The organism is Rhodococcus sp. NPDC057135 (genome assembly GCF_042670865.1).
Taxonomy (GTDB): domain Bacteria; phylum Actinomycetota; class Actinomycetes; order Mycobacteriales; family Mycobacteriaceae; genus Rhodococcus_F.
Genome location: NZ_JBHUUU010000004.1, coordinates 472240 through 492917, shown reverse-complemented (window position 1 = coordinate 492917; position 20678 = coordinate 472240). Strand labels below are relative to the sequence as shown.

Annotated in this window: 26 protein-coding genes; 14 read left to right on the top strand and 12 right to left on the bottom strand. The window is 62.9% G+C overall.

What is annotated here, in order from left to right; translation table 11 throughout:
• Positions 1-43 precede the first annotated feature (43 nt).
• Both ACFT1A_RS10495 and ACFT1A_RS10490 read right to left on the bottom strand, forming a co-directional pair.
• Positions 44-622 carry a hypothetical protein gene (locus ACFT1A_RS10495; protein ID WP_378446922.1) on the bottom strand — a complete coding sequence of 193 codons (579 nt, stop codon included), beginning with the start codon at positions 620-622 and terminating at the stop codon, positions 44-46.
• 35 nt (positions 623-657) lie between these two features.
• On the bottom strand, positions 658-1257 hold the full coding sequence (locus ACFT1A_RS10490) for a TetR/AcrR family transcriptional regulator (RefSeq protein WP_378446921.1): 600 nt from the start codon (positions 1255-1257) through the stop codon (positions 658-660).
• A gap of 140 nt (positions 1258-1397) precedes the next feature.
• On the opposite strand from ACFT1A_RS10490, the gene ACFT1A_RS10485 reads away from it, so the two are divergent.
• The 3 genes from ACFT1A_RS10485 (at position 1398) to ACFT1A_RS10475 (ending at position 4111) form a co-directional block, all read left to right on the top strand.
• Positions 1398-2543, top strand: coding sequence for an acyl-CoA dehydrogenase family protein (locus ACFT1A_RS10485; RefSeq protein WP_378446920.1), 1146 nt, complete (start codon positions 1398-1400; stop codon positions 2541-2543).
• Between the two features lie 61 nt (positions 2544-2604).
• Complete coding sequence (locus tag ACFT1A_RS10480; RefSeq protein ID WP_378446919.1) at positions 2605-3366, top strand: SDR family NAD(P)-dependent oxidoreductase; 762 nt, start codon at positions 2605-2607, stop codon at positions 3364-3366.
• Positions 3367-3463: 97 nt separating this feature from the next.
• Positions 3464-4111: a TetR/AcrR family transcriptional regulator gene (locus ACFT1A_RS10475; protein WP_378446976.1), complete on the top strand. Its 648-nt coding sequence runs from the start codon at positions 3464-3466 to the stop codon at positions 4109-4111.
• 2 nt (positions 4112-4113) lie between these two features.
• Here the strand turns inward: ACFT1A_RS10475 and ACFT1A_RS10470 are convergent, their stop codons facing one another.
• On the bottom strand, positions 4114-4575 hold the full coding sequence (locus ACFT1A_RS10470) for an SRPBCC family protein (protein WP_378446918.1): 462 nt from the start codon (positions 4573-4575) through the stop codon (positions 4114-4116).
• A gap of 89 nt (positions 4576-4664) precedes the next feature.
• Here ACFT1A_RS10470 and ACFT1A_RS10465 point away from each other — a divergent pair, with 89 nt between their 5' ends.
• A complete protein-coding gene (locus tag ACFT1A_RS10465; protein WP_020909261.1) occupies positions 4665-5276 on the top strand; it encodes a TetR/AcrR family transcriptional regulator in 612 nt (203 codons plus the stop codon).
• A gap of 6 nt (positions 5277-5282) precedes the next feature.
• Here the strand turns inward: ACFT1A_RS10465 and ACFT1A_RS10460 are convergent, their stop codons facing one another.
• Positions 5283-5861 (bottom strand): TetR/AcrR family transcriptional regulator, encoded by a 579-nt coding sequence (locus ACFT1A_RS10460; RefSeq protein ID WP_378446917.1) that lies wholly within the window; start codon positions 5859-5861, stop codon positions 5283-5285.
• A gap of 82 nt (positions 5862-5943) precedes the next feature.
• Between ACFT1A_RS10460 and ACFT1A_RS10455 the strand changes: the two genes are divergently transcribed.
• A complete protein-coding gene (locus ACFT1A_RS10455) occupies positions 5944-6873 on the top strand; it encodes a DMT family transporter (RefSeq protein ID WP_378446975.1) in 930 nt (309 codons plus the stop codon).
• Here ACFT1A_RS10455 and ACFT1A_RS10450 read toward each other — a convergent pair.
• The 6 genes from ACFT1A_RS10450 to ACFT1A_RS10425 form a co-directional block, all read right to left on the bottom strand.
• On the bottom strand, positions 6860-7681 hold the full coding sequence (locus tag ACFT1A_RS10450) for a tyrosine-protein phosphatase (protein WP_378446916.1): 822 nt from the start codon (positions 7679-7681) through the stop codon (positions 6860-6862). The genes ACFT1A_RS10455 and ACFT1A_RS10450 overlap by 14 nt on opposite strands.
• A 35-nt stretch (positions 7682-7716) precedes the next feature.
• Positions 7717-8130: a phage holin family protein gene (locus tag ACFT1A_RS10445; protein ID WP_279164206.1), complete on the bottom strand. Its 414-nt coding sequence runs from the start codon at positions 8128-8130 to the stop codon at positions 7717-7719.
• A 64-nt stretch (positions 8131-8194) separates the two neighbouring features.
• Positions 8195-9136, bottom strand: coding sequence for a DUF1214 domain-containing protein (locus tag ACFT1A_RS10440; protein ID WP_378446915.1), 942 nt, complete (start codon positions 9134-9136; stop codon positions 8195-8197).
• 66 nt (positions 9137-9202) lie between these two features.
• Positions 9203-9511, bottom strand: coding sequence for an SHOCT domain-containing protein (locus ACFT1A_RS10435; RefSeq protein ID WP_003940165.1), 309 nt, complete (start codon positions 9509-9511; stop codon positions 9203-9205).
• Between the two features lies 1 nt (position 9512).
• Positions 9513-9950 carry a DUF6325 family protein gene (locus ACFT1A_RS10430; RefSeq protein ID WP_378446914.1) on the bottom strand — a complete coding sequence of 146 codons (438 nt, stop codon included), beginning with the start codon at positions 9948-9950 and terminating at the stop codon, positions 9513-9515.
• Positions 9947-10321 carry a PLDc N-terminal domain-containing protein gene (locus ACFT1A_RS10425; RefSeq protein ID WP_378446913.1) on the bottom strand — a complete coding sequence of 125 codons (375 nt, stop codon included), beginning with the start codon at positions 10319-10321 and terminating at the stop codon, positions 9947-9949. Before ACFT1A_RS10425 ends, ACFT1A_RS10430 begins: the two co-directional genes overlap by 4 nt.
• 170 nt (positions 10322-10491) lie before the next feature.
• On the opposite strand from ACFT1A_RS10425, the gene ACFT1A_RS10420 reads away from it, so the two are divergent.
• Positions 10492-12027, top strand: coding sequence for a LuxR C-terminal-related transcriptional regulator (locus ACFT1A_RS10420; RefSeq protein WP_378446912.1), 1536 nt, complete (start codon positions 10492-10494; stop codon positions 12025-12027).
• Here the strand turns inward: ACFT1A_RS10420 and ACFT1A_RS10415 are convergent.
• Positions 11962-12549: a TetR/AcrR family transcriptional regulator gene (locus ACFT1A_RS10415; protein ID WP_378446911.1), complete on the bottom strand. Its 588-nt coding sequence runs from the start codon at positions 12547-12549 to the stop codon at positions 11962-11964. The two genes, ACFT1A_RS10420 and ACFT1A_RS10415, sit on opposite strands and share 66 nt — an antisense overlap.
• A gap of 95 nt (positions 12550-12644) precedes the next feature.
• Here ACFT1A_RS10415 and ACFT1A_RS10410 point away from each other — a divergent pair, with 95 nt between their 5' ends.
• From ACFT1A_RS10410 to ACFT1A_RS10395, 4 genes are all read left to right on the top strand, one after another.
• Positions 12645-14423 carry an ABC transporter ATP-binding protein gene (locus ACFT1A_RS10410; RefSeq protein WP_378446910.1) on the top strand — a complete coding sequence of 593 codons (1779 nt, stop codon included), beginning with the start codon at positions 12645-12647 and terminating at the stop codon, positions 14421-14423.
• A 75-nt stretch (positions 14424-14498) separates the two neighbouring features.
• Entirely contained in the window at positions 14499-15710 is a 1212-nt protein-coding gene (locus tag ACFT1A_RS10405) for an acyl-CoA dehydrogenase family protein (protein ID WP_378446909.1), read from the top strand.
• Complete coding sequence (locus ACFT1A_RS10400; RefSeq protein ID WP_378446908.1) at positions 15707-16732, top strand: phosphotransferase family protein; 1026 nt, start codon at positions 15707-15709, stop codon at positions 16730-16732. The genes ACFT1A_RS10405 and ACFT1A_RS10400 overlap by 4 nt, the downstream gene beginning before the upstream one ends.
• On the top strand, positions 16729-17466 hold the full coding sequence (locus tag ACFT1A_RS10395) for an SDR family NAD(P)-dependent oxidoreductase (protein ID WP_378446907.1): 738 nt from the start codon (positions 16729-16731) through the stop codon (positions 17464-17466). The genes ACFT1A_RS10400 and ACFT1A_RS10395 overlap by 4 nt, the downstream gene beginning before the upstream one ends.
• Before the next feature lie 34 nt (positions 17467-17500).
• Here ACFT1A_RS10395 and ACFT1A_RS10390 read toward each other — a convergent pair whose 3' ends face one another.
• Positions 17501-18046 (bottom strand): hypothetical protein, encoded by a 546-nt coding sequence (locus ACFT1A_RS10390; protein WP_019745442.1) that lies wholly within the window; start codon positions 18044-18046, stop codon positions 17501-17503.
• 144 nt (positions 18047-18190) lie between these two features.
• Here ACFT1A_RS10390 and ACFT1A_RS10385 point away from each other — a divergent pair, with 144 nt between their 5' ends.
• Genes ACFT1A_RS10385 through ACFT1A_RS10370 form a run of 4 tightly spaced genes read left to right on the top strand, consistent with a single transcriptional unit; the run spans position 18191 to position 20676 of the window.
• Entirely contained in the window at positions 18191-18691 is a 501-nt protein-coding gene (locus ACFT1A_RS10385; RefSeq protein WP_378446906.1) for a methylated-DNA--[protein]-cysteine S-methyltransferase, read from the top strand.
• Positions 18678-19232, top strand: a complete 555-nt coding sequence (locus tag ACFT1A_RS10380; RefSeq protein ID WP_378446905.1) for an RNA polymerase sigma factor — start codon at positions 18678-18680, stop codon at positions 19230-19232. Before ACFT1A_RS10385 ends, ACFT1A_RS10380 begins: the two co-directional genes overlap by 14 nt.
• Positions 19229-19834, top strand: coding sequence for a methylated-DNA--[protein]-cysteine S-methyltransferase (locus ACFT1A_RS10375; protein WP_378446904.1), 606 nt, complete (start codon positions 19229-19231; stop codon positions 19832-19834). Before ACFT1A_RS10380 ends, ACFT1A_RS10375 begins: the two co-directional genes overlap by 4 nt.
• Entirely contained in the window at positions 19831-20676 is an 846-nt protein-coding gene (locus ACFT1A_RS10370; RefSeq protein ID WP_378446903.1) for a DNA-3-methyladenine glycosylase family protein, read from the top strand. Before ACFT1A_RS10375 ends, ACFT1A_RS10370 begins: the two co-directional genes overlap by 4 nt.
• The last annotated feature ends 2 nt before the right edge of the window (positions 20677-20678 follow it).

Genomic DNA, 20678 nt, shown 5'->3' with positions numbered 1-20678 from the left:
TTGCGGACCACCCGGTCTGAAACCGTTGGCTGCGCCGGTGCTCTTATCGAGGGACGTCGAGATCGAAGTACAGGGTCCCGGACCAGTAACCGAGACCGAGTTCGCGGAGCGGTTCCTCGATGCTCTCCTGAGTCGGCGTGAACAGCCTCTCCCAGAACTTTGGCTTGGTGGGTGCAAGCGTGGTCAAAGCGGTCTCCATCTCGGCGTCGATGGTCGCCAGACCGGCCATCAGTGCCTGGCCTTGTTCTGCGAACGGTTCGTCGTCCATGTCGAAGATCTCGCCGCATTCGAGAACGAAGTAGTGGTCGGGTTCGGTGTGGCTGCGCAGGAAGCTCAGCGCTTCACCGGCCATCGCGCCGAGTTCGGGGTGGTCGATGCGGCCGAGGAAGTCTTCGAGCCGGGCAATGCCGGGGCCACAGGGCGCGGTGACCGCGATCAGGTCGGGAACGTCGTCCCAGATGATCGACTGGCGAGCGAAGGGATTCACGGACACAAGGATCCTGGGGACCAGCGGTATCGCGTACGACCACTCCGAGATTCCCTGGAGGCCCCGGGCGCGAGCGGCAGCCGGATTTTCTTGCGGGGCAACAGGGGTCGTGTAGAGATAGGTGCGGTTGGCCACTGGCTGATTCCTTTCTGCGGTCGGCGTCACCTGATTCAGGCGGCGCCCACCATCCTCAATGCCAGGTCTCCGTACAGTTTTCCGATGTCTTCCGGATCCGTGTAGTTGCCGGCCGGGAACCAGCGGCACACGTCGACGCACAGGGACATCAAGGCGAGGGTGACGCCTTCGGCGTCGGGGATCGTGAAATCACCCGACTGGACGCCGGCGTCGACAACCTCCCGGACCACCCGCGTCGTGCTGCGACGAAGCGCGACGACGGTTCGATAGTGCTCTGGTGTGAGTGCCGTGAGTTCGTACTGGACGACGCGAGCGAGTGAATGGTGCCCGGCCTGCCAGCTGGCGAACGTGCTGATCAATTCCCGCAGGCGAACGGACGGTTCTTCGCCCGGTCGGTCGGCGCCCTCGACCACTTTCAACGCTTCGGTGTGGCCTTCGAAGCTGATCGCGAAAAGCAGCTCTTCTTTCGAGCGGTAGTGCGGGTACATGGCGGCGGGACTCATGTCGAGTCGTGCGGCGATGTCACGGGTGGTGGTGCCGCCGTAACCGGCAGAGGCAAAAGCGTCCACGGCTGCCGCGCGGATACGGGCCGCGGCTTTGGAGGGGCTGATCACCACGTCAGGTGAATCGCTCACGGTTTCCTCCAGGTGTGACGGATTTCGATGTTGACAATATCCCGCTCTCGATTCACTATAAGCAGATGCTTAGATTCTAAGCGAATGCTTAGGAACATCGTTACGTGTGGCTTTGCCACGCCGAAAGGAAGCAACTCGTCATGCGTCGCACTCTGTACGGACCCGATCACGAGGCATTTCGCGAATCTGCCCGCGAATTCGTCAACCGGAACATCCTTCCGGTCGCAGAGAAGCTGATCGACCAGCGCTTCATCGATCGTGAAATCTGGCTCGAAGCGGGACGTAACGGCTTCCTCGGGCTCGAGGTTCCGGAGGCGTACGGCGGAAGCGAAGCCGGCGACTACCGCTTCAACGCGGTTCTGGCCGAAGAACTCTCGCGTGCCAGTGCAGCTGTTGCTTCGAGCTTCGGCATCCACGCCGACGTCGTTGCTCCCTACCTCGTTCAACTCACCACCGAAGACCAGAAGCAGCGTTGGCTGCCCAAGTTCTGCACAGGCGAGATGCTGACAGCCATCGGCATGACCGAGCCTTCCGGTGGATCCGACCTCGCCTCGCTCAAGACCACTGCGGTCAAGGACGGCGACGACTGGATCATCAACGGCTCCAAGACCTTCATCACCAACGGCTACAACGCCGACCTCGTGATCGTGGCTGCGCGGACCAGTCCCGAAAAGAAGTCCAAGGGCATCACCCTCTTTGCCGTCGAAACCGGCATGGAAGGTTTCGAGCGCGGACGCAAGCTCGACAAGGTCGGCCAGCACGAGTCCGATACCGCCGAACTGTTCTTCGAGAACGTTCGCGTGCCGTCCACCAACATCATCGGTGAGATCGACCGCGGCTTCATCCACATGATGGAAATGCTGCCGCAGGAGCGCGTCGGCGCTGCAGTATCCAACATCGCGCACGCCGCTCCGATCCTCGAAGAGACACTGCAATATGCCAAGGACCGCAAGGCTTTCGGTCAGCCGATCGGCTCGCTGCAGTGGAACAAATTCCTTCTCGCGGATCTCGTGACCCGCATCGAGGTCACCCAGGCCTACGTAGACAACTGCGTCGCAGCACACGCGGCCGGCGAGCTGACCGCCATCGACGCGGCCAAGGCGAAGTGGTGGACCGCGCAGGTGCAGAACGAGGTCCTCGATCACTGCGTCCAGCTGCACGGCGGCTACGGCTTCATGACCGAGTACCGCGCCGCTCGCGCGTGGATGGATGCCCGCGTCACCAAGATCTGGGCCGGATCCAACGAGATCATGAAGGAACTCATCGGCCGCGATCTCGGCCTGTAATTTCGCAACTGAAGTCCACATGTCACTTCCCGAACCCGACGACACAGGAGCATCACCGCGCATGTCTGTTCTCGACAAGTTCTCTCTGACCGATCGAGTGGTCATCGTGACCGGTGCGTCGTCGGGCCTCGGGGTGGCGTTTGCGAAAGCCGCGGCAGAGGCCGGCGCGGACGTCGTCCTCGCAGCTCGCCGCGTCGACAAGCTCGAAGACACGGCCAAGCTCGTGCGTGACGCCGGCCGCGAAGCGTTGTGTGTGGCCACCGACATCGTCGATCCGGCACAGGCTCAGAACATGGTCGACGCCGCGATGGAGAAGTTCGGCCGCGTGGACGTCCTGGTCAACAACGCCGGCATCGGAACTGCCGTTCCGGCGACCCGCGAGACCCCGGATCAGTTCCGCGCCGTCATCGACATCAACCTCAACGGGTCGTATTGGGCAGCGCAGGCCTGCGGCCGCGTCATGCTTCCGGGCAGCTCCATCGTCAACATCTCGAGCATTCTCGGACTGACGACGGCCGGACTTCCGCAGGCCGCCTACGCGGCGAGCAAGGCAGGCGTCGTCGGATTGACCCGCGACCTCGCACAGCAGTGGGGTACGCGCAAGGGCATTCGTGTCAACGCGATCGCGCCCGGCTTCTTCAAGTCGGAAATGACCGACCAATACAACGACGGCTACTTGGACGCGATGGCTCCGCGCCTGATCCTCGGCCGGATGGGCGATCCGGAAGAGCTCGCGGCCACGATGGTGTGGCTCGCATCCGAGGCAGGCGGATACGTCACAGGCCAGACCATCGCCGTCGACGGAGGAATCACCATCACCTGACGCCGATGCCGAGATGTCGCCCGCTTTGCCGTATAAGTAGCTGGTGACCTCTCGCGCCGAACCTCAGGAGAACTGGGAAGACCGTCCGCCACCATCGATGGCTGCGACGGAGCTTCTGCGTGACCTGCCGGTGACCGCTCGCGGCGTCCGTACCAGGGCTTCTCTTGTTGCCGCGGCTCGGACTGTGTTCGAACGCGCGGGGTATCTCGACGCCCGGCTGACGGACATCACCAAGGAAGCGAACTGCTCCACCGGCACGTTTTACACCTACTTCGACAACAAAGAGCAGATTTTCGCCGCAGTTCTCGAAGTTGCGCAGGAAGACATGCTGCACCCCGGCATGGGACGGGTTCGTGACGTCGACAATCCGTATGCGGTCCTCGAATCGAGTAACCGTGCGTATCTGACAGCGTTTCGCCGCAACGCCAAACTCATGGGTCTGCTCGAGCAGGTATCGCACATCGATCCGGCCTTCGCGAAATTGCGTCAAGACCGAGCCGAGACCTTCATTTCGCGTAATGCGCGCGCCATCGAACGCTTGCAGGCTGCAGGCAAGGCAGACCGTTCACTGGATCCGCTGCTGGCATCGCGAGCGTTGTCGGCGATGGTGAGCCGTCTTGCCTACAGTTCGTTCGTCTCGGTGGAACCTGGCGCCGACGGCAACCCTGTCCCGTTCGAGGACGTCGTCAAGACGGCTACTCAGGTGTGGGCCAACGCCCTGGGCCTCGAAGGCGACCGCGGGTAGTTTCAGCCTTCGCCGCGGGCCGCGAACTGCTCCTCGAGGCTGTGGCGCAGTGTTGCCTCGCTGTTCTTGACAGCGTTTTCGACGAACGGCCCGATCAAGCGGCCGAGTGCTTTGCCGGCAATGCCGCCGGGGAGTTTGTAGGCGAAGTCGACGGAGAGTTGGGTCTTGGAATCGTCGATCGCGGCGAACTCCCACGTGGACGAGTTGGATACACCGCCGAGCGAAGACAGCTTGATGATGCGATTTTTCTCCCACTCGGTGACCTCGAGCTTGGAACGCAACGTGCTTGGCCCGATCTGCATTGCAGCGTCGAACGTGGCGCCGAGCCCTTGATCGAACTCTCCGAACGGGGTGAACTCGGAAACACCGAACATCCACGTCGGGACGTTGCGGTAGTTGTCGATGTAGTCGAAGGCGACATCAACCGGCACGGCAGCAACCGCGGTGTGGCGAACATGGATCATGACTGGTCCCTGTCTTTCGGTGAACATCGACTGTAACCAATGGCACCGACGTGTTCGGCGGCGGCGCAAGAGCGATCTACGGTATCGGTATGACGAACGAGCTTCCGGTACGCGGTTCCTGGCGCGATTACGAAGACCTGGGACTGCCGAAACCGCTCGCTGCGGCGTTGGAGGCGTTCGTCGAGCAGGGCTATCACGGGACTTCGATCCGCGACGTCGCGTCGCGGTCCGGCTTGTCGGTGCCGGGGCTCTACCACCACTACCCGTCCAAGCAGGCTCTGTTGATCGGTTTGGCGACCGTCGTGATGACGGAGTTGTTGGAGCGGAGCCGAGCCGCCGAACTCGATGCCGGGGACGATCCCTCGGACCGCTTCGACGCGGTGATCGAATCTCTGTTGCGGTTCCACATGTTTCGACGCGAGCAGTCGTTCGTCGCTTCCTCCGAGATCCGCAGCATGGAGCCCGACAGCCGGGCGAGTTACATCGCTCAGCGCGACGAACAGCAGAAGCAGGTGGACCGGATCGTCCTCGACGGCGTCGCTTCGGGAGTGTTCGAGGCCGACCATCCCGAGGACGCCAGCCGAGCCGTCGTCACGATGTGCGTCGCCGTGGCGGTCTGGTACCGCCCGGACGGTGAATTGTCCCCGGACGAGTTGGTGGAGAGGTATCTGGAGATAGCGAGGCGCATGGTGGGGGCGTAGGGGCGATCACACGGAGTTCTTCAGCAATTCGAGCGCCGCATCCCGGCCGGCGCCGAAGGGGTCGGTGCCGATACCGATCCCGTCTGCGACGAGGGCGCCTTCGTGAAGCAGCATGATCGCCTCGACGAGACGTTCGTCGGTTTGCCCGTCCGTCGCCAGAATGCGCCGAAAAAGGTCCAACATCTCCCGCTTCTGTTCGGCGATAACAGTGAACACCTGATGTGAACGATCACTGAACTCGGCGTGGGCGTTGATCATGCTGCACCCCTTGCCTCCGCTCGCCCCGGACCAGGAGGCGGAAGCATCGAATACCGCGCTCAACTGTTCGGCGCGGCTCTCGCCGGCGGATTCGAGCTTCTTGTCCCGAAAGGCTCGCCACCGCCGATCTCGGTCCTTCAGGTACTCCACGACGAGACCGTCCTTCGAGCCGAACCGCTCGTACAGAGTTTTCTTCGTGACCCCGGCGTCCAGTGCGACGGTATCCACGCCTACGGCGTGAATTCCCTTTTCGTAGAACAACTTCGACGCCGACTCCAGGATGCGACGCGCTTTCGGAGTCAACTCGGGTGCGGATTCCTCTGCCATGGACAAAAGTATACCGATCTGTATAGTCGAGCGTGTGAGTAAACAGATCGGTATACCTCGGATCGTGATCCCGAGATCTGTCGTGACGGCTACCTTGTCGGTCCTGTTCGTCGCGTGCTGGAGTTCGGGTTTCATCGGAGCCAAACTCGGGGCCGGCAGTGCCGAGATCCCCACGTTGCTGATGTGGCGGTTCCTTCCGCTCGTGGCGGTGCTCGTCCCGATTGTCTGGCTGTCCGCCCGGCGCCGGAACATGGTGCCGACTCCGCGGGCTCTCGGCAGGCAGGTGGTGATCGGGATGCTCTCCCAGAGCGGCTACCTGTTGTCGGTGTACTGGGCAGTCGATCTCGGTGTGAACACCGGAACCACCGCACTGATCGACGGTATTCAGCCGCTGGTCGCGGCGGCTCTGCTCGGTCCGGTCCTCGGTGTTGCAGTCCCGCGGATGCAGTGGGTCGGATTGGCGATTGGACTGGGCGGCGTCGCGATGGTCACAGCAGCCGATGCCGGGGCCGGCACATCTGCTCCGTGGTGGGCATACGCGATCCCGTTCCTGGGGATGCTCAGCCTGGTTGCATCCACCTTCGTCCAACAACGCGCTCACACGTCCACGCCACCTCTGCAGGCTCTGGCCATCCACTGCTCCACCAGCGCAATAGTTTTCACGACACTGGCGGTGGCCTCAGGTGTCGCCGTACCACCAAGCGTCAACACATTCTGGATCGCATTGCTCTGGTTAGTCGCGCTGTCCACGTTCGGTGGTTACGGGCTGTACTGGTTACTGCTCCGTCGCATCGGCATCACGTCCGTCAACACCTTGATGTTCTTGATCGCCCCCGTCACCGCGGTCTGGGGCGCGTTGATGTTCGGAGAATCCTTCACTCCGTTCACCGCGCTCGGCTTGGCGGTGGGGATCCTCGCCGTCGTCGTGGTCACCCGGGTGGACAATCACCAGAAAAAGCGGGGAGAGGGCGAAAATGCCTGTCCGGTAAGGGCTCCGATCACTTCGCGCTGATGACTCCCGACCTGGATGTGAACCGCTCGCGCAGCGCGGTGAGTTGCTCTGCGGTGAGCTTCAGTCCGTTGATTGCGTAGTCCTCGACGGTGCCGAAGTGCGTTCGCATTTCGTCGAGAGCGGCGTCGAAGTAGCTGTCACGGACTCCGAGGAGGGGCCGGAGTAGTTCTGCGTCAACGCCTTTGCTAGCGGCGAAGTCGAGGATCGGTTCCGTCATGGGAGCCAGATCGGTATTCGTCTCCAGATAATCGGCGCGTACGTCGGCTTCGTCGGCGCCGAGGAGGAGCAGGAAGGAGGTAGCGGCCCATCCGGTGCGATCCTTGCCGGTGGTGCAGTGGAAAAGTGCTGCTCCGGTGCGTTTTTCGTCGATGAGGTCGAGGTAGAACGTGCGATAGGCGTCGAGAGCGGACGGCAGGCTGACGAAGTTGCGGTTCGCTTCCTCCATCTGCGCGATCCCACGGCCGCCGCTGATGGTCTCGGCGTACGCGAGCGGGTCGGTCATGAGTAGTCCGGTGGCCGCTGCATTTTGGGCATTGTCGGCGAGGACGTCGAGCCAGACCGTGCGTGTCGAGTCGGGGAGATTGTCGAGTGCGCCGTCGCGCTCGGCGGCGGTCCTCAGGTCGTAGACGGTCCGGACGTCCAAGTCGGCGACCGCGGCAACATCGTCCCCGTCGAGTTTCGCGAGCGTCGCCGAACGGTAGAGCGCGCCCGCGCGGACGGTGCCGTCAGTAACGGGAATGCCGCCGAGGTCCCGGAAGTTCGGGGCGGTCTTCAGGAGAACGCGACGATCGAGCGGGTGAGTTGGCATGGCTGACTCCTTGTGGGTTCCGTTTCACTGATCATTCATGCCTTTTGCACACTGCGCACAAGCTTTTCGGCATTGCGTCTCTTGATCCACTTGTCGATGACAAGAGCCATGAAGATCCAGCCACCCAACGCGGTGATCACCCACACGATGATCGGTGCGAGGATCCAGGACCCGACGCCGCTGATCGCAATGCCGTCGGGGACCAGGGTGGCAACCCAGAGCGCGAGCAGCGTGGCGACCAAGCCGACACCACCCGCGAGCGGAGCCGCGTAGTGCAGTGCCACGCTGAGCACGAATGGGCCGAGAATCATGTGTGCGAGGGTGAATACACCGATAGCGGCCAAGAAGCCGTTCACGCTCAGGCTGACCCCGGGAAGAGCAAAATGTACGACGATCAGCGCGATCGCACCGAGTACGCATTGCGAAATGAGCTGAAATAACAGACGCATGGGTTGTACCTCCGTGATCAGGTCGAGTCACCCGAGAGTGGTGTGTGCGTGGGTAAACGCTTCGCTAGAGCGCTTCGGGACGAGGAGCCGTCCAGGTGCCGTCGAGCACGGAGGGGCGGGGGCGGTACAGGCGCAGCACGTAGTTCCAGCCGGGCATGATGGGCAGTGCGTTCGCGGCGCCGTCGAGATGGACACCGAAGCGAATGGTGGTGCTGCCGTCGGAGTCGGGGGTGGCTGTGAGGCTGTTGATGCTGTTGACGCCCAAAGCGTTTTCTTCGAAGTACCCCGCCGCGTTGTACAGCGAGACCGACCAGAATGCATCCACGGGAACGTCGTTCAGGCGCAGGCGGTATTCCCCGACGGGGAGACGTTCGTCGAAGTTGACGTAGGTGGCCTCGTACTCGGGGAGGCCGCCCCAGCCGGAGGCGGTACCGAGCAGGTGCATGATCGGATCGACTTCTGACGCGGTGCCGAATGACCGTTCGTACGTGGTGATTCCGCGAGAGAGTGCGAGGAGTGCGTCGCGGGTCTCGGTCTGCGCCTGCTCGTCGTAGTCGGGCAACGGGAACTCACCTGTTCCGCCGCCGTCGATGGTGAGGGCGTCCTGCAACTGGTTCACCTCGGTGACGTCTTCGGGGCTGTTCGGATCGACGAGGATACGGACGATCAGTGCGGCGTAATCGGTTCCGACCAATTCGCGCGTGAGCAGGTGCTCTCCCGGATCGCGCAGGATGACGGGACCGTAATGATCTTGACTGATCACCCACACGGAGATGTAGCGCTTGCCGGTATCGGGCACCGTGATCGTGACGTCCTCGCGCACATCGACGATCGCGCTGCTGTACAGGGTGTCGCGATTCTGGCGGATGATCGGCTGGTCGTCGAGCGACCCGAGCCCACGAGTGTGGTTCCACGTGCCCAGGCCGACGCCCGCGGCCAGGCGAGCGAACATGAGATCGGATTCTGCCCGATTGAAGTTCAGGACGTTGACTGCGGTCGCGGACATAGCGGGTTCCATTCGGTGTCGGGTATGGAAGCGAGAGCGGGAATCCCTCGCCCCTGTCGGGTTGAATCAGCCGAGCAGTCGCGCTTTCGCGGCTTGGAACTCGGCCTCGCTCAGCAGACCTTGTGATTTGAGGTCGCCGAGTTTCTGCAATTCAGCGACGAAATCGACCGGGGAGGCGGGTGCGGGTGTGGGCATCGGGAGCACGGCCTGCTGCTGGGCAAATTCGTACTGCGCCTGCTCGTATTCGGCTTGGGCTCTCCTTTGCCGGCGGGTGGCCATACCGTCGCTGACGGCGGTCGCAGTACCGGTCACGACCGCGGTGCGTGCGGCGAGGCCCAGCAGTCCGGGGCGACCTCTTCTCGGGATGTACGGCATATCAGACCTCCAGTTTCGGGCTGATCGTGTCCATGAGGGCATTGACGACCGGGGCGGGTATCCGCTCGTAGCCCAGTAACACCGCGCCGGACGCCGCGGTGCGTGCGGCGAGCTCACGCTGATAGACCAGCTCGAGCGCGACCAGCAGCGCTGCAGCGCCGGCGGGAATGGCTGCCCCGAGTTCGGTGATGTCCTCATGCCCGAGCAGACCTGACGCGCCGAGCATCTCGACGTTGATCTCGAAGCCGTTCGGCAACTCCTCGACCTCGATGAGGGTGAGTTCACCGTCCTCGGACTTGGAGATGACGATCAGATCGAGCAGCCGCACCAGGCCGGTATCCGTAAGGTCGGTGAGCGCGGAGAGCGCGGCCGGGTCGAGGTCCTGCCCAGGCAGACCGAGAAGATAGAAGTCGACAGGGCCGAAACGCGCGGCACTCACGAGAGGACCTTCAGCTTCAGTGCGGCGAACTCGTCCTCGCTGATCGCTCCGGCTTCGAGCAGTGCTGCGGCTGCGGCGATCTCCTCGCTGGGGCTCTTCCCCGCGACCTCGCGGATATACGATTCGGCGGCCTTCTCGGCGTCGCGTGCGGCCTTGTTGCTGCGTTCCGTCATGCCTTCGCCGCGGGCGACGAGATAGACGAGCGCGGTGAGGATGGGCAGGAAGAGTAGGAAGAACACCCAGACGGCCTTGAACCAACCGCTGAGCTTGTGGTCGCGGAATAGGTCGGCGATGATCGCGAACAGCGCGAAGAGATATCCGATGAAGACGGTTGCCCACAGCATCCAGCCGAGGCTTTCCCAGAAGCTCATGTGTCTTATCCGTTTCGTGTCAGGCCTGCGCACCGGGATTCCGCCGACTAGCGCATTTCGGTTGATTGCGGCAATTCTCACTGCTTTCCGCAGCCTTCGATCGCGGTCTCATCCGAAGCGGATGAGACCGGATTTCCACGGACATCGAACGTCTCGAGTATCTTCGACACATGATCGAAGCCGTGCGTGACGCACTCGCCTCTGGTGAGGCGGAGCAGGCTCGACGCGTCCTGCGGAAAAACTGGCTTCGTTTGATTCTCGAATCTCACACCAGGGAACTCGAGCAGCTCTGCCTTGCTCATCCCGATCCCCACGATCCGCACATCCTGTTGATACGGGCGTGCTGCCGCGATCTCAGCGGCGATCCCTACGGCGCGGAGTTTCTCCGCGGACAGGGTCTGCGGGTCGCGTCCGACGATTTTGTCGTCTGCTTCACCGACCTGCTGCTCGCTCCGGACACCTCGACCAAGGCCGTCATCGCCGATCGCGCGCGTCACGCGCTCGCCCAGTGCGAGCCCGAGGACGACTACCCGTCCGCGCTTTTCCTCCTCGGATGGACCGAGGTCAGGCTTCGTCGTGACCTTCCTCGTGCCATCGCGCTACTTCGCTCCGCCAGTGACGAGGCGCAGTTGCAGGCGCGCACGGAGACATTGCGTCTTGCACAGTCCAACTTGGCCTTTGCGCTGACCCACGCGGGAGCATTCACCGAAGCCGAACAGATACTCGACGGGCTCCCTTCCCGAGAAGTGGCGTCCGACTGGGAACGCTTCGAAGGCGGTCTCCCACAGTCGAATCGGGGGTGCATCGCTTACTGGCGTGGCGACTTCGAGGAGGCGATCGCTCAGTTCGACTCGATCATCGTAGAGGGCAGCCCCGGAACCAATTTCGAGGCGCTCGCCCGTCTGTACTTGGTGATGAGCCTGATCGCTCTGAACCGGGAAGATCGGTACCACAACGCCGCTCGTCTGCTGAGAGGCGTGAGCACTGCGGACAAGCACGGCATTCCCTGGGATACGCTGCGGCGCGTCACCACGGCTTGGCTCGCCCACGCTCAAGGGCAGGACGAGCAAGCTCGCCGCATCGGAAGGCCCACGCTGACCAGAACAGGTGCTGCGGTCGCTCACGCGCTTCTCGCGGAGCTCTACCGAGTCATGGGGGATCCGGAACCGTCGGCTCAAGCGCTTCGCTTGGCAACCTCGGCCGCGCTGCCGCGATATGCGCTGGTGAGCACCCTGGTCACGTCTGCAGCCCTGAGCTCCGTCGCCGGGCGTGGACCGCAGGCGCACGAGCAGTTGGATCGTGCGCTGGCGGAAGCAATCCCCGAGCGGATTCTCGCCCCATTTCTGAGCGGCGATCCGGTAATCGTCGATCTGTTGAACGCGCACGCAACACAGGGGTCGAGACACCAGGAGCTCCTGCGCACGATTCTGGAAAAACGGGGCCAGCTCTCTGCCCAACTCGCCGGAGTCCTGACGGAACGTGAGAAAGAGATCCTCACATTTCTGCGCACCACGATGACTGCAGACGAGATCGCCGCGCACCTCGGCATCGCCTATCCCACGGTGAAGACTCACATTCGCTCGATCTACCGCAAACTAGGCGTGACCAAACGGCGTGCCGCTGTTCAAGCAGCCGACAACCTAGACCGCGGGATCGGGCGCGATTCCGCGGCGGAGGCTGCGAACCGTCAGGTCCAAGGCCTGTAGTCGCGTCCCGGAACCGCGGTTCACGTAGTCCATCGACGTGTAGAGCAGTGACCACAACAGGTTCTGCACCCAGTCCGAACCCATGTCGGGGTCGATGGAACCGTCGGAGTGTCCGCGCTCGATGGCGTCGCTGACTCCGTCGTCGTTCGACGCGGACTCGGCAAACGAATCTTCTTGATACACGCCGGGAGTGAAGAACAGGACCGTCAAAAGATCGGCCAGTTCGAAGTATTCGTGGCACAGGCGCACCAGTGCCTCTGCTCCGGAGCCCTCACCGAGACGCGCCGCTGCTGCGGCCTCTCCGACGGCGCGGGTGGCCTCGGCCGCGACGGCGTCGACCAGGTCTGACCGTTCGGGAAAGTAACGGTGCAAGGTGGTCCGGCCGACCTTCGCGGCTGCAGCGATCTCGCTGAGCGTCGCGGCAGGCTTGGATGCGAACACCGAAACGGCGGCATCGAGGATGGCCTTTCGTGTGCGCTCGCGGGTCGCGCTTTGTTCTGGTGCGCTGTGGATCGTTGTCACGAATTCGAAGCGTAGCCGTGTCCGGTTTCGGTATCCAGTGTTTCCGTATCGGAATTCCTCTTGCCCTTTATGGAACATTCGTGTTCCATAAATTCATGCTTGAATCCGATGCTCCTCAGCCCGCGCCGAAATGGAGCAATCTCCGCGTCCTCTCGGAGTTCGCTCGCCCGCACCTGCCGTCGCTCCTCCTCGGATTGGTCTTGGCGCTGTGCGGATCCGCCGCAACGCTGGCAACGCCGATGGTCACCAAGTGGGTTCTCGACACCCTCGATACCGGTGCGTCACTGAAGGGGCCGATCCTCACGCTCGTCGTCCTTCTGGTCGTCGGTGCGGTGCTCGGCTGTGCTCAGTGGATCGTTCTCGGAACCGCCGCCGAGAAGGTTGTCTTCGACGCCAGGTCTTCACTGGTCAGGCGATTCCTCGCCGCGACCGTGCCTTCGCTGCAATCGCGATCGGTCGGTGAATTGGTCACCCGAGTCACGTCGGACACCTTGCTGCTGAGGGAGGCGGCGTCGTCGGCCGCAGTGAATATTCTGAACGCAGCCGCGTTGACCATCGGAACGATTGTTCTGATGGGCGTTCTGGATCTGCCGTTGTTGGGCGTGACCATGGTGGCAATCGTGTTCGCCTCCATACTCTTTGCCGTTCTGATGCCTCGGATTTCCGCGGCCGAAGCGCGGACCCAGGAATCGCTCGGTCAGCTCGGCGGCGTTCTCGAGGGTGGCTTGCGTGCGATCCGGACGGTCAAGGTTTCCCTCGCCGAGGATCGCGTCGGCGCTCTGGTGACGAACAATGCGTCCGATGCGAAAAAGCATGCGATCACCGCGGTGCGAGTGTCGGCAACTGCCTGGACTGTCGCGTGGACCGCCATTCAAGGCTCGATCATCGCCATCTTGGGCTTTGGTGCCTGGCGAGTCGCCGACGGCGAAATGGCCGTCTCGACGCTCATCGCGTTTCTGCTTTACGCCTTCACCCTGATGGGGCCGGTGTCGGAGCTTGCGCAGAACGTGACCTCCGTTCAGTCGGGAATCGCGGCGGCTATCCGAATCCGCGAGATGCAGTCGTTGCCCACCGAGAAGTACGACGAGGTCGTGAACGTCGTCGAGAACACGAATGCTGCCGCGCCGCTCATCGAGTTGCGCGATGTCACTGTGAGCTACCACGGCTCGAACCAGCCGGCGTTGCGTGATGTCTCGCTCGTCATTCCGGAGCGCGGGCACATGGCCATCGTCGGTCCGTCGGGTGCGGGTAAGACGACCTTGCTCTCGACGGTGTTGCGATTCGTCGAACCGAGATCGGGTGAGGTTCTCCTGCACGGAGTCGGTTACGACGCGCTCGATCACCGCGCTGTGCGCGAGAGTCTCGCGTACGTGGAGCAGGAGACACCGGTGGTACCCGGAACGATTCGGGAGAACGTCGTCTTCAGTCATCCCGACGCAACGGACGAAGAAGTTCAGGCTGTTTTGCGCTTGCTCCGGCTCGACGACGCGATCGAGGCCCTGCCCAACGGACTCGACACCGCTCTGACGGCCACCTCGCTGTCCGGTGGCCAACGTCAGCGGATCGCGATGGCGCGCGCAGTTCTGCGGCCGAGTGCTTTGCTTCTGCTCGACGAAGCCACTGCCCAGGTCGACACGCTCACCGAAGCCGCCATAGTCGACGCGATCAACGAACGTGCACGCACCGGGGCCGTGGTGACCATCGCTCACCGGCTCTCGACCGTGCGCGACGCTGACTGGATCGTCGTGATGGAGGACGGTCGGATCCGGAACATCGGCAACCATGACGAGCTCATGGACAAGGACGATCTGTACCGCGACATGGTGGTTGCCGGCCGGCTGGATCAGGGTGAGGCAATGCTCGAAGATTGTTGACCCGACGCGTCGGCGTGTGCGAGAGTGCTCGTACCGAGCGATCGCTCGGTCGGGATGTTCTTTCGGAGGTGGCTGGTGGCAATCGATCTGACGTACGCGCCCGAGGTGGTGGCGCTGATCGAGAAGACGCGCGACTTCACCCGCAACGTAGTGCTCCCCATCGAAGACGAACATGCCGGTGACATCGCGGTCGCGGGTGGCGATGCCATTCGCATCGAGATGCAGGCTGCGGCAAAAGAAGCCGGTGTCTTCGCTCCCCATGCGCCGATCGAGTACGGCGGTCACGGGCTCAGCATGAGTGATCGCGCGCCGGTCTTCGAAGAAGCCGGCTACTCGCTCTTCGGGCCGACGGCGCTCAACATCGCTGCGCCGGACGAGGGCAATGTTCACATGCTTGCCCACGTCGCGAACGAAGCGCAGAAGCAGCAGTTCCTCGCGCCGCTCGCAAGCGGGGACATGCGGTCGGCATTCGCCATGACCGAACCCGCGCCCGGAGCCGGATCCGATCCCTCGGCCTTGAACACCCGCGCGGAGAAGGTTCCCGGCGGCTGGAAGATCAACGGTAAGAAGTGGTTCATCACCGGCGCCGACGGTGCCGGATTCTTCATCATCATGGCGCGCACCTCCGGCGAGCCGGGGCAGCGCGGCGGAGCGACCATGTTCCTGGCGCCGACGGACACTGCAGGCCTTCACGTGGGTCGTCATATCGACACCCTCGACAAGGCCATGATCGGCGGGCACTGCGAGGTCACGTTCGAGGATCTCTTCGTTCCCGACGAGGCCGTTCTCGGCGAGGTCGATCAGGGTTTCGCCTACGCGCAGGTTCGCCTAGGCCCCGCCCGGATGACGCACGTGATGCGCTGGCTCGGTGCGGCGCGCCGCGGCCACGACGTTGCCGTGGCCAGGGTTGCCGAACGCGAAGGCTTCGGCTCGAAACTCGGTGATCTCGGCATGATCCAGAAGATGGTCGCCGACAACGAGATCGACATCGCAGCCAGCCGCGCACTTCTTGTGCAGGCCTGCTTCGAACTCGATCAGGGCGGGCATGCAAGCAACGCGACGTCCATCGCCAAGACCTACGCTGCCGAGGCGATCTTCCGGATCGTCGACCGCTCCATTCAGATGTGTGGCGGAATGGGCGTGTCCGGCGATCTGCCGCTGGCACGCTTGTCCCGCGAAGTGCGTCCCTTCCGCGTCTACGACGGCCCGTCCGAGGTTCATCGCTGGGCCATTGCGAAACGTGTTGTCGGAGCTGCGAAGCGGGCTGCGCGGGAGGAATCGAAGTGACGGACTTTCCAGGACTCGATCTGGCGGCGCTGCACAAATACCTGCAAGCCGCAGGCGTCACTGTCAGCGGTGAGTTGCGAGCCGAACTGATCTCGGGCGGCAAATCCAACCTCACCTACGGAATCTTCGACGACAACTCGAAGTGGATTCTGCGTCGTCCGCCCACTGCCGGCCTCACTCCGTCGGCGCATGACGTCGCGCGCGAGTTCCGAATCACCTCGGCGTTACAGAACACTGCTGTACCCGTCGCTCCGACCGTCGTGCTGTGCGAGGACGCCTCGGTGATGGGTGCGTCGTTCACGGTGGTCGAATTCGTCACCGGCCAAGTGATCCGGACCAAAACCGAACTGGAAGCGGTTCCGGCGGAACAGGTCACGCAGTGCACCGACGAGTTGGTGCGCGTTCTGGCCGCCCTGCACGACGTCGACTACAACGCCGTGGGTCTCGGCGAACTCGGCCGACCCGACGGCTACGTGGCCCGTCAGGTGAAGTTGTGGGCCGGTCAATGGTCACGCGTCAAGACCGAGGACTCGGCAGACGTGGACAGGTTGGCGGCGAGCCTCGCGGAATTGATTCCGGCCGAATCCGCTTCGTCGATCGTGCACGGCGACTACCGAATCGACAACACGATTCTCACAGCGAACGACGTCACCAAGGTTGCCGCAGTGGTGGACTGGGAACTGTCGACGCTGGGAGATCCGCTGGCCGACATCGCGATGATGTGCGTCTACCGGCACCCCGCGCTGGATCTGGTTCTGGGTGAGCCTGCCGCGTGGACCAGTCCGTCGCTACCGTCTGTTGTCGATCTGGCGCAACGGTATTCGACCGTGTCAGGTCGAGAACTGGCACACTGGAATTTCTACATGGCGCTCGGGTTCTTCAAACTCGCCGTCGTGGCGCAAGGCATCGATCACCGATTCCGGGCAGGCGCCACCGTCGGCGGGGGATTCGACAAGGCTGGATCTTCTGTGCCGGAGCTGATCTCGGCCGGCCTCAACGCACTGCAAGGGAAATTCGAATGAGCCGATCAGCACTGGTCACCGGTGCCTCCAAGGGAATCGGACTCGGCATCGCAACACGCTTGGCTTCGCAAGGGTACGGGCTGACCATCACCGCACGCGACGCCGAACGACTCGCCGTGGTCGCCGAAGAACTTACGCGCGCCGGGTCGCCAGACGTCGTAGTCTCGGCCGGCGACATGGCGGACGAGAACTTCGCCGCAGCACTCGTTGCCACACACGGCGAGCGATTCGGCTCCATGCGGGCACTCATCCTCAACGCCGGAGTGGGAACCAGTGGGCGAGTAGCCGACTACCCCATGCGACGTTTCGACAAGACCGTCGCCGTCAATCTCCGGACACCGTTCGCGCTCCTACAAGCATCGCTGCCGCTCCTGCGCAATGCGGCAGACGCCGACCTCGCCGGCGGAGCAAAGGTGATCGCCCTCGCCTCGATGGCCGGCGTGTATGCCGAGAGCGGTCTGGCGGTGTACGGAGCCACCAAAGCTGCACTGATTTCGATGGTGGAGGCTCTCAACGCCGAGGAATCCGGAAACGGCGTCAGTGCGACGGCCATCGCTCCCGGTTACGTCGACACGGACATGTCGGCGTGGACGCACGATCGGATCACACCCGACAAAATGATCAAGGTCGAGGACATCGTGGAGTTGGTGGACGGTCTGCTCAAACTTTCGTCTCGAGCAGTAGTTCCGAAGGTCGTCATGACGCGGGCCGGAACCAACGGCTACTCGGCCTGAAAAATCAATCGAGCTTGGCTTCGCCGCGACGGTATCAATCGAGCTTGGCTTCGCCGCGCTTGCGGAAGAAGTGAAAGCCGGGCACTCCGACAATCGCCTGCCGCAGGTCCTTGACCACTCCCAGGAGTTCGTGGATCTCGGGCGAGACGGAGTCCAGGGTTCCGAGGATGGGCAGCACCGCGGTCACCCGGTCGGTGAGCTCCGGCAGTTGGTCGATCAGTTTGATCGCGGCGCTGACCTCCGCCTCGGAAAGGTCGTCGGCGAACCTTGCGGCCAGCGGCGCGAGCTGCAGGGCGATGGGCTCGTAGATCTCGAGGAGTTGTCCCGCGATGTCCGAGGTCTGCTCGACTGCTTCGACCAACGTCTCCGCTCGAACGGTCACGGCGGCGGCTCCGATGACGACGCGGTCGGCGTTGTCAGCGATCTGGTTGATGCGAGCCACCAACCTCTCGACGGAGAAGAGGAGCGCCTCGAGTCGAGTGGGCAGGGTGACCGCAAAAGCGACCGTGGACAGGGACCAGTGCACCACGTCGCCGACGGAGCGGACGACGGTGGAGCTTCCGGGCAAAACTAGAGCCATCCCTCGATACTGCCTGATGTGACGTCAAAGTACAGGTAAATCTCACATTCACGAGGCGCGCGGCGTCTTCGAGGTGTCGGTGCCAGCGCGGACAATCAATTCACCCGCTGCCTGCTGCACCGCGCAACCTGGAAGGATCGAGACATGACGGCAATCCGGACGCATACCGTGATCGACTCGCCGATCGGGGCGTTGACGCTGGTAGCGGCAGGTGAGAACCTCTGCGGGCTGTACATGGCGGAGCATCGTCACAAGCCGGACGAGTCCACATTCGGTGATCGTTCCCCGGCGGTCTTCGGTGAAGTCGAATCGCAGCTCACGGAGTACTTCGAGGGTGATCGCACGGAGTTCTCCGTGCCGCTGGCGCCCGTGGGTACAGAGTTCCAGAAGCGAGTGTGGGACGTCTTGCGAACGATCCCGTACGGCGAAACCTGGACCTACATGGAGCTCGCGCAAACTTTGGGTAACCCACTTGCGATCCGCGCGGCCGCTGCGGCAAACGGTAAGAATCCGATCAGCATCATCGTTCCCTGCCATCGCGTGGTCGGAAGCGACGGAAGCCTGACCGGTTTTGCCGGCGGCCTCGAACGCAAGCGCTTCCTCCTCGATCGAGAGCACGGCGGCGAATCGGATGTCCTCTTCTGATGCGCTCGACTCACAATTCGGTGATCGGGAACGTCTACCGATCGTGACACTGAAACCGTTCGAAGACGTCGTGACCGAATACGGTGCTGTGGTCCTTCGGGTCTGCCGTGCGGTCGTCGGTCCCGTCGACGCCGAGGACGCGTGGTCCGAGACGTTCATCGCAGCGATGCGGGCCTATCCGGATCTGAACCCGGACGCGAACATCGAAGCCTGGCTGGTGACCATCGCGCACCGCAAGGCTATCGACATCACCCGAGTGCGTGCCCGCGTGGCCGTTCCGACAGACGACGTTCCGGAATTGCCGACCCGAATCGGCGTACCTGGCACGTGGGATCACGAACTGTGGGAAGCACTCGAACAACTACCACTCAAACAACGTGCGGCGGTCGCCTATCACTTTCTGGGTGGGCTGCCGTACGCAGAGATCGCGGACATCCTCGGTAATACTCCGGCAGCCGCCAGACGTGCGGGTGCCGACGGTATCGCCACTTTAAGAAGAACCTACTTGTCTGCCGCCGCTGCGGAAGGGAGTCACTCATGAATACCGACGCCGAAGTGTTCGAGGCACTTCCAGCCGTTGACGCCGACGCTCTGACCCGACTTCGCGCGCGCCTGGCCACGGAGGCCTCCGAAGCCGAATTGATCGACGTGGCGTACCGAACCGTCGATTCACCTGTTGGAAAGCTACTGCTGGCGGCGACCGATGTGGGTTTGGTGCGGGTTGCTTTTGCCGTCGAAGGGCACGATCGGGTTCTGGAACGATTGGCCGACACGGTCAGCCCCCGAGTTCTGCATTACCCGCGAAGGCTCGACACCGTCGCTCGGGAACTGGACGAGTACTTTGCCGGTGCGCGTAGGGAATTCGATCTGAACTTGGATTTCCAACTCGCGAAGGGGTTCCGACGCGAAGTGTTGCGACATCTCCCCGAAATCGAATACGGCCACACCGCAAGCTATTCGGTGGTCGCAGCAGCGTCGGGTAGTCCACGGGCCGTGCGTGCCGTGGGGACCGCTTGCGCAAAGAACCCGCTGCCGTTGGTGGTCCCGTGTCACCGGGTGGTGCGCAGCGACGGCAGCCTCGGGCAGTACGCGGGTGGCCCCGAATTGAAAGCGATTCTGCTGGATCTGGAATCGAGCCGGTGAGCGAGGTGAAGCTGTACTTTCAGAAACCGTATGCGGTCGAACCGCTCACTGGCGCATTGCGGGCTCACTGCGTCGCCGGCTTGGAGCGTCACGATGACGGTGTTCACACCAGGGTCATACCGTTGCCTTCCGGCCCGGCAGTCGTGTCGGTGTCGTGGAGTGATGACTACGTGGTGGTGGATGCTGCTGCACCGGAATCGGATTCCGAGGTACTCGAGGCGACCGTGCGTCGTTGGCTCGACCTCGACGCCGATCACACCGCTGTCGAGGCAGCGTTCGGAGGCGACGAGTTGTTGGCCCCACTCGTGGCGGCCCGTCCGGGATTGCGGGTACTCGGCTCCGTGGACGGGTTCGAGACGGCGGTGCTCACTGTTCTGGGACAACAAGTTTCGCTCGGCGCGGCGAGGACGTTCGGTGGACGCTTTGTCGGCGCATTCGGGGAGTCGGTGGACGGGGAGTTTCTTGCCTTCCCTGATCCGGGCGCGGTTGCAGCGCAATCACCGGAGAACATTCAGAAAGCCGTCGGATTGACCACGGCGCGCGCAAAAACGGTGCATACGTTGGCAACTGCCGCAGCGGACGGCCTCGAACTCACCTGGGATGCGGATCCCGTCCAATTTCGACAAGAGTTGTTGGCGCTACCGGGAATCGGACCGTGGACCGCTGACTATCTCACCGTTCGAATTCTTGGTGATCGCGACGCATTTGTACCCGATGATCTGGTGTTGAAACGTGCGCTGGGGGTTTCGTCAGGCAAAGAGGCAGCAGCGTTGTCGGAGCGCTGGCGGCCCTGGCGTGCCTACGCACTCTTTCACCTGTGGACAAAAGAAGCGTTTCTGTAGTC

Bases quoted from the DNA above. Each gene is read 5' to 3' on its own strand.
- ACFT1A_RS10485 (WP_378446920.1), top strand. From the start codon at position 1,398: ATGCGTCGCACTCTGTACGGACCCGATCACGAGGCATTTCGCGAATCT.
- ACFT1A_RS10480 (WP_378446919.1), top strand. From the start codon at position 2,605: ATGTCTGTTCTCGACAAGTTCTCTCTGACCGATCGAGTGGTCATCGTG.
- ACFT1A_RS10475 (WP_378446976.1), top strand. From the start codon at position 3,464: ATGGCTGCGACGGAGCTTCTGCGTGACCTGCCGGTGACCGCTCGCGGC.
- ACFT1A_RS10470 (WP_378446918.1), bottom strand. From the start codon at position 4,575: ATGATCCATGTTCGCCACACCGCGGTTGCTGCCGTGCCGGTTGATGTC.
- ACFT1A_RS10465 (WP_020909261.1), top strand. From the start codon at position 4,665: ATGACGAACGAGCTTCCGGTACGCGGTTCCTGGCGCGATTACGAAGAC.
- ACFT1A_RS10460 (WP_378446917.1), bottom strand. From the start codon at position 5,861: ATGGCAGAGGAATCCGCACCCGAGTTGACTCCGAAAGCGCGTCGCATC.
- ACFT1A_RS10450 (WP_378446916.1), bottom strand. From the start codon at position 7,681: ATGCCAACTCACCCGCTCGATCGTCGCGTTCTCCTGAAGACCGCCCCG.
- ACFT1A_RS10445 (WP_279164206.1), bottom strand. From the start codon at position 8,130: ATGCGTCTGTTATTTCAGCTCATTTCGCAATGCGTACTCGGTGCGATC.
- ACFT1A_RS10440 (WP_378446915.1), bottom strand. From the start codon at position 9,136: ATGTCCGCGACCGCAGTCAACGTCCTGAACTTCAATCGGGCAGAATCC.
- ACFT1A_RS10435 (WP_003940165.1), bottom strand. From the start codon at position 9,511: ATGCCGTACATCCCGAGAAGAGGTCGCCCCGGACTGCTGGGCCTCGCC.
- ACFT1A_RS10425 (WP_378446913.1), bottom strand. From the start codon at position 10,321: ATGAGCTTCTGGGAAAGCCTCGGCTGGATGCTGTGGGCAACCGTCTTC.
- ACFT1A_RS10420 (WP_378446912.1), top strand. From the start codon at position 10,492: ATGATCGAAGCCGTGCGTGACGCACTCGCCTCTGGTGAGGCGGAGCAG.
- ACFT1A_RS10410 (WP_378446910.1), top strand. From the start codon at position 12,645: ATGCTTGAATCCGATGCTCCTCAGCCCGCGCCGAAATGGAGCAATCTC.
- ACFT1A_RS10395 (WP_378446907.1), top strand. From the start codon at position 16,729: ATGAGCCGATCAGCACTGGTCACCGGTGCCTCCAAGGGAATCGGACTC.
- ACFT1A_RS10390 (WP_019745442.1), bottom strand. From the start codon at position 18,046: ATGGCTCTAGTTTTGCCCGGAAGCTCCACCGTCGTCCGCTCCGTCGGC.
- ACFT1A_RS10385 (WP_378446906.1), top strand. From the start codon at position 18,191: ATGACGGCAATCCGGACGCATACCGTGATCGACTCGCCGATCGGGGCG.
- ACFT1A_RS10380 (WP_378446905.1), top strand. From the start codon at position 18,678: ATGTCCTCTTCTGATGCGCTCGACTCACAATTCGGTGATCGGGAACGT.
- ACFT1A_RS10375 (WP_378446904.1), top strand. From the start codon at position 19,229: ATGAATACCGACGCCGAAGTGTTCGAGGCACTTCCAGCCGTTGACGCC.